The 16,711-nt window shown below is 34.0% G+C and carries 14 protein-coding genes and 3 pseudogenes; 15 read left to right on the top strand and 2 right to left on the bottom strand.

Going from position 1 to position 16,711, the window contains the following annotated elements; all coding sequences use genetic code 11:
- Positions 1-149 precede the first annotated feature (149 nt).
- The 7 genes and pseudogenes from ACVWY7_RS08370 (at position 150) to ACVWY7_RS08340 (ending at position 6,634) form a co-directional block, all read left to right on the top strand.
- A complete protein-coding gene (locus ACVWY7_RS08370) occupies positions 150-794 on the top strand; it encodes a LytTR family DNA-binding domain-containing protein (RefSeq protein ID WP_073522839.1) in 645 nt (214 codons plus the stop codon).
- 127 nt (positions 795-921) lie between these two features.
- The gene (locus ACVWY7_RS08365) at positions 922-2,436 is read left to right on the top strand and encodes an acetyl-CoA hydrolase/transferase family protein (RefSeq protein WP_000429801.1); all 1,515 of its coding nucleotides are present in this window, start codon (positions 922-924) and stop codon (positions 2,434-2,436) included.
- Positions 2,437-2,646: 210 nt separating this feature from the next.
- Positions 2,647-3,090 (top strand): GNAT family N-acetyltransferase, encoded by a 444-nt coding sequence (locus ACVWY7_RS08360; RefSeq protein ID WP_105989791.1) that lies wholly within the window; start codon positions 2,647-2,649, stop codon positions 3,088-3,090.
- Positions 3,091-3,117: 27 nt separating this feature from the next.
- A pseudogene (locus ACVWY7_RS08355) lies at positions 3,118-3,477 on the top strand (YunG family protein).
- A 53-nt stretch (positions 3,478-3,530) separates the two neighbouring features.
- Positions 3,531-4,856 (top strand): bifunctional S-methyl-5'-thioadenosine deaminase/S-adenosylhomocysteine deaminase, encoded by a 1,326-nt coding sequence (locus tag ACVWY7_RS08350; protein WP_139242233.1) that lies wholly within the window; start codon positions 3,531-3,533, stop codon positions 4,854-4,856.
- Between the two features lie 315 nt (positions 4,857-5,171).
- Positions 5,172-6,167, top strand: a pseudogene (locus tag ACVWY7_RS08345) (HNH endonuclease); the annotation flags it as partial.
- Between the two features lie 14 nt (positions 6,168-6,181).
- A complete protein-coding gene (locus tag ACVWY7_RS08340) occupies positions 6,182-6,634 on the top strand; it encodes an SMI1/KNR4 family protein (protein WP_000018397.1) in 453 nt (150 codons plus the stop codon).
- Positions 6,635-6,672: 38 nt separating this feature from the next.
- On the opposite strand, the pseudogene ACVWY7_RS08335 reads toward ACVWY7_RS08340, so the two are convergent.
- Positions 6,673-7,003, bottom strand: a pseudogene (locus ACVWY7_RS08335) (DUF4878 domain-containing protein).
- A 236-nt stretch (positions 7,004-7,239) separates the two neighbouring features.
- Here ACVWY7_RS08335 and ACVWY7_RS08330 point away from each other — a divergent pair.
- The 6 genes from ACVWY7_RS08330 to ACVWY7_RS08305 all read left to right on the top strand — a co-directional run bounded on the left by ACVWY7_RS08330 (position 7,240) and on the right by ACVWY7_RS08305 (position 14,118).
- Entirely contained in the window at positions 7,240-8,868 is a 1,629-nt protein-coding gene (locus ACVWY7_RS08330) for a peptide ABC transporter substrate-binding protein (RefSeq protein WP_000871404.1), read from the top strand.
- A gap of 514 nt (positions 8,869-9,382) precedes the next feature.
- Complete coding sequence (locus ACVWY7_RS08325) at positions 9,383-9,592, top strand: hypothetical protein (RefSeq protein ID WP_001036919.1); 210 nt, start codon at positions 9,383-9,385, stop codon at positions 9,590-9,592.
- A 1-nt stretch (position 9,593) separates the two neighbouring features.
- Positions 9,594-9,878, top strand: a complete 285-nt coding sequence (locus ACVWY7_RS08320) for a DUF4176 domain-containing protein (RefSeq protein WP_000531359.1) — start codon at positions 9,594-9,596, stop codon at positions 9,876-9,878.
- A gap of 78 nt (positions 9,879-9,956) precedes the next feature.
- Positions 9,957-10,337: a BA_1872 family lipoprotein gene (locus tag ACVWY7_RS08315; protein WP_000838921.1), complete on the top strand. Its 381-nt coding sequence runs from the start codon at positions 9,957-9,959 to the stop codon at positions 10,335-10,337.
- Positions 10,338-10,680: 343 nt separating this feature from the next.
- Complete coding sequence (locus tag ACVWY7_RS08310) at positions 10,681-12,711, top strand: class I SAM-dependent methyltransferase (RefSeq protein WP_000835413.1); 2,031 nt, start codon at positions 10,681-10,683, stop codon at positions 12,709-12,711.
- 276 nt (positions 12,712-12,987) lie between these two features.
- Positions 12,988-14,118: a TIGR04053 family radical SAM/SPASM domain-containing protein gene (locus tag ACVWY7_RS08305; protein WP_105989790.1), complete on the top strand. Its 1,131-nt coding sequence runs from the start codon at positions 12,988-12,990 to the stop codon at positions 14,116-14,118.
- Between the two features lie 121 nt (positions 14,119-14,239).
- Here ACVWY7_RS08305 and ACVWY7_RS08300 read toward each other — a convergent pair whose 3' ends face one another.
- Positions 14,240-14,770, bottom strand: coding sequence for a GNAT family N-acetyltransferase (locus ACVWY7_RS08300; RefSeq protein WP_000483980.1), 531 nt, complete (start codon positions 14,768-14,770; stop codon positions 14,240-14,242).
- A 142-nt stretch (positions 14,771-14,912) separates the two neighbouring features.
- Between ACVWY7_RS08300 and ACVWY7_RS08295 the strand changes: the two genes are divergently transcribed.
- The gene (locus ACVWY7_RS08295) at positions 14,913-15,611 is read left to right on the top strand and encodes a response regulator transcription factor (RefSeq protein ID WP_073522848.1); all 699 of its coding nucleotides are present in this window, start codon (positions 14,913-14,915) and stop codon (positions 15,609-15,611) included.
- The gene (locus tag ACVWY7_RS08290) at positions 15,601-16,668 is read left to right on the top strand and encodes a sensor histidine kinase (protein WP_142395578.1); all 1,068 of its coding nucleotides are present in this window, start codon (positions 15,601-15,603) and stop codon (positions 16,666-16,668) included. Before ACVWY7_RS08295 ends, ACVWY7_RS08290 begins: the two co-directional genes overlap by 11 nt.
- Positions 16,669-16,711 lie beyond the last annotated feature (43 nt).

The following is a 16,711-nucleotide window of genomic DNA, read 5'->3' as shown; positions in this document are numbered from 1 at the left end:
TGAAGGTAGGTTATATTCTATATAATTAAATAGATAGAAAGCCTTGTGCAAATGAGGAGATAAATGTATAAAATTAATAATCAAACTTTTTATAAAGCAACAGAGGCCAATCATAATAGTAGTATAATAGTGAATGAGGTGTTAATAGAATGGAAGATAAAACATTAGGTTTACTATTAGATGTTGTTGGGGAATTATTTTCAGATGAAATTTCAATTGCTGTATCGAATACGAAAGAATATATATACTATCGGCCAAGTAAACGAATTGATTTAAAGATTAGCGCCGGGGATCCTATAAAGGAAGGAACGATTGCTCATAAAGCAATGGTGACAAACCAAAAAACCTCTGAGTTTATGAATCGGGATGTTTTTGGTATTCCTTATCATGGGATGGCCGTGCCATTTTCAAACAATGGAAAGCTTGAAGGCTGCGTGACAGCTATTTATCCTGCTTTAACCGACGGAAAGGCAGTCGTTACTTTAAAAACAATGGACGGCTGGGTTCCGGTTCCTTTTTCAAAAGTCATGTATTTAGAGGCGAAAGATAAAAGGACGTATGTAAATGCAGAAGAGTTAACAGGAACACATAAATACTCGCTACAAGAATTCGAATACTTACTTCCGAAAGATTCATTTATTAGATGCCACCGTTCATTTATTGTAAATGTTAATCATATTAAAGCGATTTATCCTGATACGCATTCTACTTTTGTACTTTCGATGGACAACGGAGAGAGGGTACCAGTTAGTCAATCATACGCTAGTTATTTTCGGAAGCTTCTAGGATTCTAAATTATTCTGCTTTAGAGACTAGATTCGCTGTTTTATCTGAATTTTTGCCATTGTATACTGAAATCCCTATTTGGATACTGTTAAAGTGTAAAATAATTATGAATATTCACAGGGAGAGGGATTACATATGGAGAATAATTTGGATAGAATTAGGGATCAACGTCTGAAAGATCGCGTAGTTACACCTGAAGAAGCAGCTTCATGGATTGAAAGTGGAATGACTTTAGGCTTAAGTGGGTTTACACGTGCAGGTGATGTGAAAGCAGTCCCATTTGCGCTTGTAAATCGAGTTAAGAATGATACATCTTTTAAAGTAAATGTTTATACTGGTGCTTCTTTAGGTTCTGATGTAGATAAATTATTTGCGGAAGCAGGAATTTTAGGGAAAAGATTGCCTTTCCAAGCTGATGCGACTATGCGCAAAGGAATTAATAACGGAGATTTTTTATTTGTGGACCAGCACTTATCTCATACAGCAGAGTTACTTCGCGCTGACGTTATGGATGTAGATTTTGCTATTTTGGAAGCGGTTGCGATTACTGAGGATGGCATGATTATTCCGACGACTTCAATAGGAAATTCTTTAGCGTTTTCTTTAAATGCTAAGTCTATCATTATTGAAATGAATATGGCCCAATCCGCGCAGCTAGAAGGGCTACATGATTTATATGAACCAGGTAAACAAGGAGAAAGACTTCCAATTCCACTCGTAAAAACAAATGATCGAATTGGGACGATTGGCATTCCGATTGATGTTGAAAAAGTGAAAGGGATTGTATTTACGAATCAATTGGATTCACCATCAACAATTGTTCCTCCAGATGAAGAAACTGTTATTATGGCACAGCATTTAATAGAATTTCTTCGAAAAGAAGTCGAAGTAGGCCGATTAACAAATCGTTTAGCACCGTTACAATCGGGAATTGGTTCAGTGGCTAATGCAGTTCTTCATGGAATGTTAGATTCGGAGTTTGAAGATTTAGAAGTGTATTCTGAAGTTTTACAGGATGCGGTCTTTGATCTTATGGATGCTGGAAAAGTCAATTTTGCTTCATGCTGTTCGATCACACTTTCTGAGGAGAAAATGCAAAAAGTATTTTCCAACTTTGAAAAATATCGTGACAAATTAATGATGCGCCCGCAAGAGATTTCCAATCATCCTGAAATTATTCGCCGCCTCGGATTAATCTCGATTAATACTGCTTTAGAATTAGATATATACGGAAATGTGAACTCTACTCACGTTTTAGGTACAAAAATGATGAACGGTATCGGTGGTTCTGGTGACTTTGCAAGAAATGCACGCCTAGCTATCTTTGTTACTAAATCGATTGCGAAAGGTGGTAACATTTCAAGTATCGTTCCTTTCGCCTCACATATAGACCATACGGAACATGATGTAGATGTTATCGTCACTGAGCAAGGATATGCTGACTTAAGAGGACTTGCGCCAAGTGAAAGAGTGGAACTCATTATTGAGAATTGTGCACATCCAATGTATCGTGATCAACTACGAGCTTATTATGAGGAAGCGAAAACAAGAGGTGGACAAACTCCTCATATTTTAGAGAAAGCTTTTTCTTGGCATACGAATTATGCTAAAAATGGAACGATGCTTGAAGAGGTAGTAGAAACTGTATAGAAATATAAGAATGATTCTTAGAATAATATGCTATAAAGATTGAAAGAAAAGAACGCCAATTTTCAGGAATGGCGTTTTTTTCTTTTAAAAAATTATTATCTATTATGAAGAATTATAAAAGTAATCTCTTATTTACGGAAATAAGAGGTTTTTTAAATTACTTTTCGAATCATTTTATAGTGTATATATCGAAGATGAGGAGAAAGAATCGTGAAGATAAGAAAAGCGTTATTAAGTGAAGCAAATGAATTAAGTGAACTTGCACTACATTCAAAAGCAACGTGGGATTATAGCGAAGAATTTATACTTGCTTGTAAGGAAGATTTAACAATTACAGAAGAGTACATAAAAAATAACTTTGTATATGTTTTAGAAAACGATAATACGAAGATTGGTTTTTTCTCATTTTTACGTAATGAGAAAGCTCTCGATTTTCTATATATTCATCCTCGTCATAAAGGGAAAGGCTACGGGAAAATACTTTGGGACTATGTAATAGAAAAAGCAAATGAACTAGGGTTAAAAAGTTTTACGATTGATAGTGATCCGAATGCAAAAGGATATTACCTGAAAATGGGAGCACAGTTAATCGGAGAAACACCATCCACTGTTTTTAAGGATCGTTTACTGCCCCTTTTGAAATATGATGTGTAAAACAATTAATAGTAGGAGAAGCTGAGAATGGATCATGTAAAGAGAAAGCAAATATATGAAGCACTAATAAGATCGTGGTCGATTGAAACTAGCTCAAAGTGGACAATTGAAAATCCAGCAAAGGGACAATGTGGTGTTACAGCTCTAGTCGTTTAAGACATATACGGAGGAGAGATTAAAAAGACAAAAGTAAGAAAGGCGTGGCACTTTTATAACTGTATAGATGGACAGAGGTTTGATTTTACAGAGGCGCAATTTAATGAAAAACTGAATTATATGGATATAGAATCAAATCGAGAAGAAGCATTTGCAGATACAAATGAAAAACAATATAGCATTTTGAAGAAAAAGATAACGAAAGAATTCAAATTATCTTTTGACTCTTAATCTTTAATAAGTTACTATAATGGTGGTAACTTATTAAAGGGGACTTCATAGAGTTGAAAGGGGAAATACTTTTGAAAACAACTTATGTAAACGCTACAATCGTAACGATGAATGAACAAAATGAAGTGATAGAAAATGGATATATCATTGTAGAAAATGATCAAATTATAGATGTAAAGAGCGGAGAATTCACTAATGATTTTGAAGTAGATGAAGTAATTGACATGAAAGGAAAGTGGGTTTTACCAGGGCTTGTCAATACACATACACACGTTGTAATGAGTCTCTTAAGAGGTATTGGTGATGATATGTTATTACAGCCGTGGCTTGAGACAAGAATTTGGCCACTTGAAAGTCAATTTACTCCCAAAATTGCGGTTGCTAGTACGGAACTAGGATTACTTGAAATGGTGAAAAGTGGTACAACATCATTCTCTGATATGTTTAATCCAATTGGAGTAGATCAAGATGCAATTATGGAAACGGTATCAAGGAGCGGGATGCGAGCTGCTGTTTCAAGAACTTTATTTAGCTTTGGAACGCAAGAGGATGAAAAGAAAGCAATTGAAGAAGCTGAGAAATATGTGAAGCGTTACTATAACGAAAGTGGTATGTTAACTACGATGGTTGCACCGCATAGTCCATATACATGCAGTACAGAACTGTTAGAAGAGTGTGCACGTATTGCGGTAGAAAATCAAACGATGGTTCATATTCACCTTTCGGAAACAGAGCGTGAAGTACGTGATATTGAAGCGCAGTACGGAAAACGTCCAGTAGAATATGTAGCAAGTTGCGGATTGTTTAAACGACCGACAGTTATTGCACACGGTGTAGTATTAAATGACAATGAGCGTGCATTTTTAGCGGAACATGACGTTCGAGTAGCTCATAATCCGAATAGTAATTTAAAACTAGGGTCTGGTATAGCGAATGTAAAAGCGATGTTAGAAGCAGGAATAAAAGTAGGAATTGCAACAGATAGTGTTGCATCTAACAATAATTTAGATATGTTTGAAGAAATGCGCATCGCAACATTATTACAAAAAGGTATTCATCAAGATGCAACAGCTTTACCAGTTGAAACAGCTCTTACACTTGCGACAAAAGGAGCTGCTGAAGTAATCGGCATGAAACAAACAGGATCACTTGAGGTTGGTAAATGTGCGGATTTTATTACGATTGACCCGTCTAATAAGCCGCATTTACAACCAGCGGATGAAGTGCTATCACACCTTGTATATGCTGCTAGTGGAAAAGATATAAGCGATGTAATTATTAACGGAAAACGTGTCGTTTGGAATGGCGAATGTAAAACGTTAGATGAAGAGCGTATTATATTTGAAGCAAGTCGATATAAACGAGGTTTGCAAAGATAAGTATTTTCAGGATGTGGAGAAAGTCTTCTCCACATCCTGTTTTTGTGTGTGAACCTTTTTGGTGCCAACATTGATAAAAAGAGGGAAAGGATAGATTTTTTATGAGGGGGCTTAAAAAATGATTGTGAGTAGCGTGTATCTGTGTAAGTAGAAGAGTTAATTCTGCAAAATCATTTCCTTCGTGTGATTGAAGTAACAATTCGTTTTGGTTTTATTAAGGAATTTTGAAAAAATATGACATATTAGCGGGAATGAAAATAGAAAACTATTGAAATTTATAAAATAAAAACAGCCCCAAATTTTTAATGAGGAATTGCAGCTGTTAAATTCCGAGAAGCAGATGAATTGTATGGCGGAAATTTAGTTGACTCTGATATTCAGGAAGGAGCCATGTGCGGAAAACTCCCTTCAAAATCAGAAGAGTCATTTTTCAATAAAAAAGATTTAAATGCTGCGTGGACTGGTATTTCTAATGGGTTTGTAGATGGTGCAGTGGATGCGTGGGAAGGACTGATATCCTTAGGTGATAAAGAAACTTGGCTTAATATGCGAGATGCAATTGTAAACTATAGGGAGACTATTCCTGCTGCATGGAACACCGTATCAGATACATTTATGAATAAATTTTGGAATGGGGATCTGGAAAGTAGAGAGCATTATGTAGCTTATGGTATAGCAACGTTAGGGCTCGGGCTTCTGGGGGATAAGGGTCTTAGTAAAGCAGGACAAGTTGGGAAGGTAGCTGCTATTACAGGTTTTACTAAAGGAAAATCACTTGTAATTAATTCTCCGGCATATAGAAATGCATTACATATATTAAACAATTATGAATTCAAAGCTGGAAATCATCTTTCATATGCGGGAGTCGGTAGTACACAACAATATTTACAGAAAGCAGCTACGTATACTTATGAAGGCGCGAATGGTCCAAAAACAATTCGTTTGCGAAAAGGAGACTTAGCAGGAGACAAGCACCCAGTTACAGGAATTCCATACGATGCTGACGGATTTCCTATTTTTGAATCAAAAGGTGAGGTACTATTAAAAGAGGCAGATTTCAAAAAGTCTAGAACAACACAGTCTAGAAAGTGTAGTAAGGCATTATATGAACAAATAATGGAAAATCATGAATTAGCTTTAAAATTCACAGAGGAAGAAATTCAATTATTTAAAATAGGTAAAACGCCAGAGCATTATACATGGCATCATCATCAAGATGCTGGGAGAATGCAACTTGTAGATTATCAGACTCATCATGATACCGGTCATACAGGTGGATATAAGATTTGGGGAAAAGATAGCGATAAATAGGGAGGTACTTAGTCATGAGTCACATTACATGGATCAATGCAAATGAGAACAAAATAACAAATAACCAAATTAAACAATTAGAACAATACTTTAATATTAAATTTCCTAATGATTTTATAGAGTGTGTACAAAAATATGATGGTGGATATCCTACGCCAGATACTTTTAATATTCCAAATCAAGATGAAAATTCACTCAATAATCTTTTAACCCTAGATTCTAATAAAAAATATTCCATTCTAGAAACATATAATAATACGAAAGATAGATTACCTGATAAAATTTATCCTTTTGCTAGAGATCCATTCGGTAATCTTTTATGCTTCGATTATCGAAATACGAGTGATTCACCATCAATCGTATTCTGGGATCATGAGGAAGAAGACATAGAGGAAGCAATATATCCTGTTTGCTCAACATTTACAGAATTGCTTGCTAGTCTACGTGATTTTGAAGAAGAAGATTGAGGAAGCAAAAAAACGGCCTAGAATTCTAGACCGTTTTTTTATGATTTACTAATTTTCCAACCATCATCCGTTTTCTCTAATTCAATTACGATTACCTTTTTAGGATTATCTTTATATACAGCATCGACAGTTACTGTAGCAATTTCATTTTTCTCTTCGACTTTTCGGATTTTATAGCTTTTAAGATCCTTGCTAACTGATTTCATTAGGTTTGCATTTCCGCCCACAAAAGCAACGATTTTCTTCGCTTCAGGAGTGAATAACTCTCTGAAATCTTTTGCGTTTCCTTCTTTTTTCATCTTCTTCAGGATCATGATTATTTTCACATGCTGTAAATACGTTGTGAGAAGATACACGAGTAATTAAAATTAAAGATGGATTGTCAGTTGGATATTTGGGGTTTATAACCAAAAAATTCACCTTATTATTTTATATGTGTTTTTTGTTAAAAATCAAAAATATTCCAAGATAGTCCGTACCCTTTTAAAAAAGAAAGCTTTTTTCTTGAACGAATAAATATTCAAAAGAATGTCGCATCTTTCTGGTAGTATTTCTGCTATAATATATAACGTTTTATAATATTATATTTTTAAGGAGAACAACTTATGAAGTGGAAAAAGAGCCATTTAATGGTAATGGCACTTGTTATATCTTTATTATTAACAGCTTGTAATAATAAGGAAAATAAAAGTGATGCAGAGTCAAAAAAACAAGTATTAAATGTAACAGTATCAGAAGAGATTCCTTCTCTTGATACCGCGAAAACGATGGATGGTACGTCAGCGCACGTTATGCAAAACATATTTGAAGGGTTGTATGTATTAGATGATCAAGATCAGCCTATTCCAGCGGTAGCAAAATCGTTTAAAAGAAGTGAAGATGGTAAAAAATATACATTTGATTTGCGTAAAGATGCAAAATGGTCAAATGGTGACAATGTGACAGCTCATGATTTTATGTTTGCGTGGAAACGTGCAATTGCTCCTGAAACAGCGTCTCAATATGCGTCCATGCTCTTTTATGTGAAAAATGCGAAAGAGATTAATAAGGGGACGATGTCTCTTGATGAACTTGGGGTTACGGTTATAAACGATTATAAGTTAGAGGTGGAACTAGAACAGCCAATTCCTTATTTTTTACAGTTGTTAGCACTACCTATATACCTACCACAGCATGAATCATTTTTGAAAGAACAAGGAAAGAACTATGCATTGGAACCTAGTAATCTCTTATATAACGGTCCATTTGTATTAGAGAACTGGAAGCATGAACAAGAGTTTCAATTAAAGAAAAATGATATATATTGGGATGAAAAGAAAGTGAAGTTAGACGAAATAAACTTTCATATTGTAAAAGACACAATGACAGCTGTTAATTTATACGAAGCTGGTAATTTGGATAGGGTACCTATTAATTCTCAATTTGTAGACAAGTATAAAGGGAATAAGGAATTACATATGTCGAGTGATTCTGGAATTGCTATGCTACGTTTTAATGAAAAAAATAATGCATTAGCAAATAAAAAGGTACGTCAATCTATTTCATTAGCGTTAAATAAAGAGGACTTCGTTGCTCACTTTATTAATAACGGAGCAAGACCTGCCAGTGGATTAGTACCAGCTGGTCATATAAATGAAGAGACTGGTAAAGATTTTAGAAAAGAAAACGGAAATCTTTCTTCATATGATTTGCAAAATGCGAAAAAGATTTGGAAAGAAGCGAAAAAAGAGCTTGGGGTAGAACAAGTAAACCTCGAGTTATTAACATTTGAACAAGATAATGCAAAACGTATGGCAGAATATATAAAAGGTGATTTAGAAAAGAATTTACAAGGACTAACGATACAAATTAAACAACAGCCATTTAAGCAAAAATTACAGTTAGAACAAACAGGTGATTACGATATAACTATGGCAAATTGGGGACCTGACTATAAAGACCCAATTAGTTATTTAGAATTATTTACGACAGGTAATCCGAATAATAAAATGAATTACTCTAATTCTCGTTATGATGAATTAATAAAGAAAGCGAAAACTGATTTTGTACTAAAACCAGAGAAACGATGGGAAGCATTGCTAGAAGCTGAGCAGGTATTATTAGAAGATGCAGCTGTAGCGCCGCTGTATCATATTGGTTCAGCATATGTACAAAAGGATTACGTAAAGGGAATTGAAAAGCATCAATTTGGTGGTGTTTATACTTATAAGAATGCTTATATCGCTAATGAATAAATACAAAAAACCTTACTTTTTAAAAGTAAGGTTTTTTACAGAGGAGCAGGGAAATCCTTTGGTAGTGTTCCTAGCATATAAAGAAGGGAAGTGCAAAATTGTAGTTACACATTCATAAGAAGTTGCAACAAATAATATTGAGCAGTTTGTTTAAGTAAAAAAAAGAATAGAAATATAGCATACAAGGAATAAGGGAATGTAGTACAGATCAGCATACAAGCATTTTCTTTTTGTAACTATGTTTGTTTTTAATTATATATAAAAAATATTAGATTATATATTTTGTCCTTGGTATACTTAAAAGGTAATTTGGAGTATTAAGATGAATTGATAGAGAAGTTTGTTTGTAATTATTTGAGTATTATAAAAAGGATGAGAGCTTAAGTGTTCGATTGGAACAGGGCTTTTTCTATATGAATTAATGGGTATGTATAATACTTGGAGGGATATTAATTTGGGGATATCCGTGATTTGGTTTAGAAGTTAATGTTAAGGAATAAAGGGGAAAATTAGTATGAATAAGAAAGTGAAAAATTTAAAATATTTTATGGTTATATTAGCTTGCATTGCAATTTTTGGGACAGTTTTACCTAATGCATTAGATCCAAATGAATCATTAGCAGGGAAAATTTCAATTGCAACTTTCGGTACAATTGGAGCTTGTTTACTATTCTCTATTATGTATTTTATTGTAAAAAAAGCTATTTTAAGAGGTGGGAAATAAGATGGGACAAAATTTAGAGTTAGAATTACTTCCAATAGGTTCTGTTGTAATGTTTAAAGATTGGGAACATCCATTAATGGTTTATGGAAGAAGACAGATGGATTCTGAAACAAAAACAACATGGGATTATGTATGTTGTTATTTCCCTCATGGTAATATTTCTTCAGAGTACAATTTCTTTTTGAATCATGAAGATATCTCTAGTGTGTTACATCTTGGTTTTATTAATGAAACAGAATTAGAGTTTCAAAAATTATTTAAAAAAGAAATTGAAGAAAAACAGTGATTCTTTTTAGGTGTTGGTGTTTTTGAAATAGTTAAAGAATGGATCTTAATTCACATATACATAAAAAGGGGAATTTCTATGAAATCATTACGTTTATTTATGATTCTCACTCTTGTTGTATTGTTAAGCGCGTGCAATACAGCAACACAAGTTACAAAGGTTCAAAAAAATGGCGAAACGACTTTAAAAATTGGTTCTCTGCAAGGGTATTACGATGTACAAACGCTTAAAGCTGAAAAAGGAAATGTGGAAATCCCTTATGAAGCAGCTGTTGAAGAAGGTACGATTTTATTACAAGTTACAAAAGATGATAAGGTTATTTATGAAGAAGAAATCACTTCTCAAAAAGAAGGTTTGCTTTCTTTTGAAGCTCCAAAATCCGGATCATATGATTTAATTGTACGGGTGAAGGGTGAAAAAGAGAAAGCGAAAGAAATTCAAATACATACTAAGCTATGAAAAAACGGCAAGTGGAATGCACCCGCTTGCCGTTTCCATTTTCAGTTGATTTTGTTACAACATATGTTTATTAATTTAAGAGGTGATCTTTCGAAATTCCTCATGAAGTTAAAATAAGAGATGAACAAAAAATATGTTACAACTTTGGCATGGTAGTAACGGAATTTATAACTCTCTTTTACATAATAAAAAGACTGGGTTTGATACATTTTTATTCGAAAGAGATGTAGATGGTAAAAAGCAAGTAGTAGTATTTAGGGGGAGGGACATAAGGTGATGTTCTTTTTGGAGAAGATGTCTTAGACCTTACTACAGATATTGATTATATATGGGGGAAAATAAGTTGAAAAGCATTGAAGTTCTAAATACATACATTGAAGGGATTTCTGTTGCAATCCCTACGTGGTTAAAGCATCTAATTGAGGCAGAGGAGATACATCAAAACTATGAGAATGTACAAGTACTTGGTGCATTAAAAACAGATGCAGTGTTGTACTATGTACACCGTACGCTGCAAGTGTTAGATGGACTGTCTTTAGATGAAGAAGCATATCGTATTATTGAAAAGGTACTAACGTATAGTGAGCTTGCAAAGGTAGGATCTTTAAAACAGCGGGAGCAATGGAAGAAAAAAGGGATTAATCTATTGGTACATAACGAGGGTTCTGCTGATATCTTTAGTGATATTCAGTTTATTGAACGTGTAGAGACAAACTTAAACTCTACTGAATATTTGTTTATTCAAGATTTAATTAGAACACATGGATTAATCGGGCAGTATATACGCGGGGAGGCTCGTTTGGACTCTCATGTTGATTTAATTAACACATATAAAGAAGAATACGGAGACGTTAGGTTAAAGGAGATTCTATACTATCTTAACCAATGCATTATTGAGGGCGTATCAAAAGCTTTGTGGAGTGAAGTGAAGAACGATGTGAAGATTACAATTGATGGTCTGTTTGATGGTTATATGGAGCCATTTACTTCTCGTATACATAGACTCACGCCAAAACATAAGGAGTCAGCATTTGAAAAAGATATAATTATGGGGAGCGAGAAGAGTGACGTTCAAACATTCTTATCTGATAAGGATTTGTGGTATGTAGAACCGTCTATGCATGCTCTTAGCTTTGAGGATATTTGGACAGTTTTTGTTATGTTAAAGAATGAGATAGGCACTAGAAAAGTTCAGCATATACATTTCGAGAAATTGATGCAGCAGCTACATTATGATTTCAAAGGTGAAAAAAAGGACAATGTGTATCGTAAGCGAGTTATTGAGAAGTATTTACGGGAGTACCGTGAGAACGAGAAGCCAAATACAACGCATGTTTCTTTTCAGGTTAAAGTCGATGAAGATATGAAGACTGCGTATGTGTCGTTTCGGTTTTCTGCTGTAGGTGAGGCGTTAATTACCTTCTGTGTAGAGGCAGAAAAGATAGATATGATGCATGCTCGGGCAAATGTGCTGCTGTTTGATTTCTTCGGGTTACGAAAGGATGCATATGATAGATTCCATAACGAAGAAGTGTATTTGGAGCATATGAATAGCTCGGCTGATGATAAACGAATTATTCTTGATTATATAAAGGGAGATACGATTGTAGATGTCGGAGCCGGTGGTGGTGTCATGCTAGACATGATTGAAGAAGAGACCGAGGATAAACGAATCTACGGTATCGATATTTCCGAAAACGTGATTGATACGTTGAAAAAGAAGAAGCAGAACGAGGGGCGTTCTTGGAACGTCATTAAAGGGGATGCAATCAATTTAAGCAGCTCATTTGAAAAAGAATCGGTTGATACGATTGTATATTCTTCTATCCTTCATGAGCTGTTCTCTTATATCGAGTATGAAGGTAGGAAATTTAATCATGAAGTAATTAAAAAGGGGCTGCAGACTGCTTATGAGGTGTTAAAGCCAGGAGGCCGTATTATCATTCGTGATGGCATCATGACCGAAGATAAAAGGTTAATGCGGGTGATTCGTTTTAAAGATGCAGGCGGAATGAAGTTCTTAGAGCAGTATGTCCAAGAATTTAAGGGGCGTATAATCCAGTATGAGGTACTTGCAGACAATACAGTCAAAATGCCTGTTAATGATGCAATGGAGTTCTTATATACGTATACTTGGGGCGAGGATTCCTTTGTTCATGAAGTGCAGGAGCAGTTTGGAATTTTTACGCCAAACGACTATAAGGACTTCGTAAAGGGTATCTTTGGAGATAAAGTAAATATCGTTCAAGCTATGAACTATTTGCAGGATGGATATACAAACCATCTTAGCGAGAAAATCGAGTTTACAGATGAGTCTGGGAATGCTGTTGCGCTACCAGATAGTACGTTCTTTATGGTTTTAGAAAAGAGGTAATGATGTTGAAAGACTTTAAAAATACTATTTTAAAAAACTTAATTTAAATTTGATGAGTTGAAGAAAGCAGAGATGTTAATATAAATACCCCTTTAGATAATTTAGTCTAAAGGGGTATTTATATTAAAAAAAGAGATTCTGTAATTGGTGAAGAGGAAGGTAGAAACATTAGATCAACAGTAGGGTAGGAAGAGAATGATTTGTGATACATCTCACACCATAAATACATATATAACTTTACAATTAGAATATCAATTGATGGGAGGGTTAATATTGATGAATCTTGATTTTAATAATAATCCATTTATTGTAATATGGGAGTTGACAAGAGTATGTCAATTAAAATGTCTGCATTGTCGTGCAGAAGCACAGTATCATCGTCATCCTCTAGAGCTAACATTTGAAGAAGGAAAGAAACTAATTGATGATATATATGAAATGGAAAATCCAATGCTTGTATTTACTGGTGGAGATCCATTAATGCGTCCAGATGTATATGATATTGCGGAATATGCAGTGAAAAAAGGTGTTCGAGTATCTATGACACCAAGTGCCACCCCGAACGTTACGAAAGAAAAGATTCAAAAAGCAAAAGAAGTAGGACTTGCTAGATGGGCATTTAGTTTAGATGGACCAACAGCTGAAATACACGATCATTTTAGAGGGACAGAAGGGTCATTTCAATTAACGATGAATGCGATTCGTTATTTGCATGAATTAAAAATTCCTATTCAAATTAATACTGTTGTTTCTAATTATAATGTGGATGTACTTGAAGAGATGGCAGTGTTAATAGAAGAATTAGAATGTGTACTCTGGAGTATATTTTTCTTAGTTCCAATAGGGCGAGGCAAGGAAAAAGATATGATTTCACCAGCTCAACATGAAAGGGTATTCCGTTGGCTATATCAACTTAGTAAAAAGGTTTCTTTTGATATTAAAACAACAGCTGGTCAGCACTATAGACGTGTTGTGATCCAAGAAAAAATGAAAGAACATAAAAAGGAAAAACAGGTCATTCAATATCAGGATGTATTGATGAATGGGATGACGGGGCGAGTTAATGGGCTTGGGCGTGCTCCAAAAGGGGTGAATGATGGAAACGGTTTTGTATTTATTTCTCATATTGGAGATGTATATCCAAGTGGGTTATTGCCGATTAAAACCGGGAATATTAGAACAAATTCGCTAGCTGAAATCTATCGAAACTCCCCTGTTTTTCAAAATCTTCGTAATCCTGACAAGTATAAGGGAAAGTGTGGTGTTTGTGAGTTTCGATATGTTTGTGGGGGATCTCGTTCTAGAGCATATGCAATGACGGGGGATTATATGGAAAGTGAGCCTTTCTGCGTATACGTACCAAAAGCATTGCGGAAACAGAAAAAGAACATAAAAAAAGGGACATGAGTAAAAGCTTACTCATAGCCCTTCTTTAATGTTTTATAATGGAGAGTACTTCGCATCCTTCATTAAAAATTCACTACCTATATCTGCTGTATTGAAACAAGTTTTTTACACATGAATTCTATTAAACCGATTTTAATAAAGAATAAAAATTCGTATCATAGGGAATGTCATCTTGATACATATAATTTTTTAGAACTCCTTCTTTTTCAAAACCTAATTTTAATAGCACTTTATTAGAAGCTTCATTTTCAAGAAATACAATTGCCCCAATACGCTTTAAATGAATGGTATGGAAACCGTATGATATAACTTCAGAAACAGCTTCAGTTGCATATCCTTTTCCCCAGTGTTTAGGTAAAAAGGCATAACTTAAATTGGCCCGTTTATGCTCAGAAGACCAATCGTGAAAACCAATTGTTCCAATGAGTTCTTTCTTGTTTTTTAATTCGATTCCCCATTTTATACCGCTTCTTGCATTGTAACTCAACTTAAAGTTATGAATGATTTGTTTCACTTGATCAATATCCTGTAATGGTTTTTGGCCATAATAGCGCAGTACGTCAGTATTAGAAAAGCATTTTAGTATACTTGGTGCATCTTCTTCGGTAAGTTCTCGTAGAATGAGTCGGTCGGTTTTCAATATAGGAAACATGCTTTCACTCCATTTCTTTTGAAACTAGAATGTGTTGTTATTATATAATCTAGTCTGAAAATAAAGATTATTCAAGAGGGAAGTATGGCTTTAATTTATGATAAAATTGATTGTGGAATATATTTCAAAAAGAGGTTTGTATATGGAGAAAAATTCAATTTTAATTGTAGATGATGATCAAGATATTGTTCGATTTATGAACGTGAATTTAATGCAAGAAGGTTTTAAAGTTTTTAGTGCTCATAACGGAGAAGAGGCTTTAGAAATTATAAATAATAATAGCATTCAACTTGCTATTTTGGATATTATGATGCCACAAATGGATGGGATAGAATTGTGTAGACGGATTAGAGAGAAACATAGTTTACCAATTATATTTTTAAGCGCCAAATCATCGGATGTAGATAAAGTTGTTGGATTTAGTACGGGAGCAGATGATTATATTGTGAAGCCGTTCAGTACAATTGAATTTATAGCGAGAGTGAAAGCTCAATTAAGAAGGTATACATATTTCAATCAACATGCTGCCCAAGAAATAGAAAAGAAAATAAACATTAGAGGTTTAGAAATAGATGAAGTGTCTAGAACTGTAATGTTATATGGAGAAACAATCAATCTTACGAGAACTGAATATGATATTTTGTACTTAATGGCAGCTGCAAAAAATCGTGTATTTACTATTGAAGAAATATATGAGAGCGTTTGGAAAGAAAGGGCCTATGAAAGTAATAATACAGTAATGGTTCATATTGCAAGATTAAGAAATAAAATTGAAGAGAATCCAAAAGAGCCGAAGTTTATTCAAAATGTTTGGGGAGTCGGATATAAAATTGAAGATTAAATCATTACAAGGCATTAGAGCTAAGTTTTTTATCGCATTCATATGTAGTATTATGTTAGCAACTGTAAGTATAATAGCGTTTCAAATTGTAGTTGGAAATATATATAGTCAAGTTACCGGATTAGAGGAAAAATATTCATTTTTATATGTAATAGCTTTTTTAACTTTTACTACAATATACTTTGCATTCATGACAAAAACAATGATGAAAAGATTATCTGAAATTAACAAGAGTGTGAAGCAAATAAGTAGTGGTAATTTGGAAATACATATACCTATTTCAAAAAATGACGAGATTGGTGAATTAGCAGCGAATGTTAATAGAATGGCTAAAAGTTTAAAAGAGTCTATCGAAAATGAAAAAAAATCACAGGAAACGAAAAATGAAATGATTAGCAATATTTCTCATGACTTACGAACACCTGTAACATCTCTAATCGGTTACGCGGACCTGTTAGGAAATCAGCTTCATTCAAATAGAGAAGAATGTGAACAGTATGTAAGTATATTAAAGCGAAAAAGTTATGAATTAAAAAATCAAGTAGATGATTTATTAGAATATTGTCAAATAAATTATAGAGAGATTGAATTACATAAAAGTGTAGTAAATATGAAAGCGTTCATTGAACAAATCATGATTGATTTTGTACCACAACTAGATGATGCTGATATGAGCTTTTGTATTAATGGTGATAAGGAGTTACATGTGGAAATGGATGTAGCGCTTATGGTGAGGCTGTTCGAAAATGTAATTAGTAATAGTATTATGTACGGGAAAGACGGAAAACAGATTTTGGTTCAAATTTCTAAAAGAGACATGAATGTTGAAATAGAAATTAAAAATTTTGGACAATGTATTCGGAATGAGAACCTTCCTTACGTTTTTGAGAAGTTTTATCGTGGTGAAAAATCACGTAGCTTTCATACGGGTGGAAAAGGAATGGGACTTGCAATTGCGAGAAGTATAGCAGAGCTTCATAAAGGGGATATCACTGTGCGTAGTAACGAGAAAGAAACTGTTTTCACCACCTTTTTACCGCATTATAAAGAATTGTAAGAAGGTCGTAAGTATTTCTTTTATATGTCGTAATATTCACTTC

This window comes from Bacillus sp. TE9106W (genome assembly GCF_054062215.1).
The sequence above is the reverse complement of the archived record's forward strand: the minus strand, read 5'-3'. Positions and strand labels throughout refer to the sequence as shown.

Excerpts from the sequence above, each read along its gene's own strand:
- ACVWY7_RS08315 (WP_000838921.1), top strand. The coding sequence starts at position 9,957 with ATGAAATCATTACGTTTATTTATGATTCTCACTCTTGTTGTATTGTTA.
- ACVWY7_RS08325 (WP_001036919.1), top strand. The coding sequence starts at position 9,383 with ATGAATAAGAAAGTGAAAAATTTAAAATATTTTATGGTTATATTAGCT.
- ACVWY7_RS08295 (WP_073522848.1), top strand. The coding sequence starts at position 14,913 with ATGGAGAAAAATTCAATTTTAATTGTAGATGATGATCAAGATATTGTT.
- ACVWY7_RS08365 (WP_000429801.1), top strand. The coding sequence starts at position 922 with ATGGAGAATAATTTGGATAGAATTAGGGATCAACGTCTGAAAGATCGC.
- ACVWY7_RS08370 (WP_073522839.1), top strand. The coding sequence starts at position 150 with ATGGAAGATAAAACATTAGGTTTACTATTAGATGTTGTTGGGGAATTA.
- ACVWY7_RS08305 (WP_105989790.1), top strand. The coding sequence starts at position 12,988 with ATGAATCTTGATTTTAATAATAATCCATTTATTGTAATATGGGAGTTG.
- ACVWY7_RS08330 (WP_000871404.1), top strand. The coding sequence starts at position 7,240 with ATGAAGTGGAAAAAGAGCCATTTAATGGTAATGGCACTTGTTATATCT.
- ACVWY7_RS08340 (WP_000018397.1), top strand. The coding sequence starts at position 6,182 with ATGAGTCACATTACATGGATCAATGCAAATGAGAACAAAATAACAAAT.
- ACVWY7_RS08300 (WP_000483980.1), bottom strand. The coding sequence starts at position 14,770 with ATGTTTCCTATATTGAAAACCGACCGACTCATTCTACGAGAACTTACC.
- ACVWY7_RS08320 (WP_000531359.1), top strand. The coding sequence starts at position 9,594 with ATGGGACAAAATTTAGAGTTAGAATTACTTCCAATAGGTTCTGTTGTA.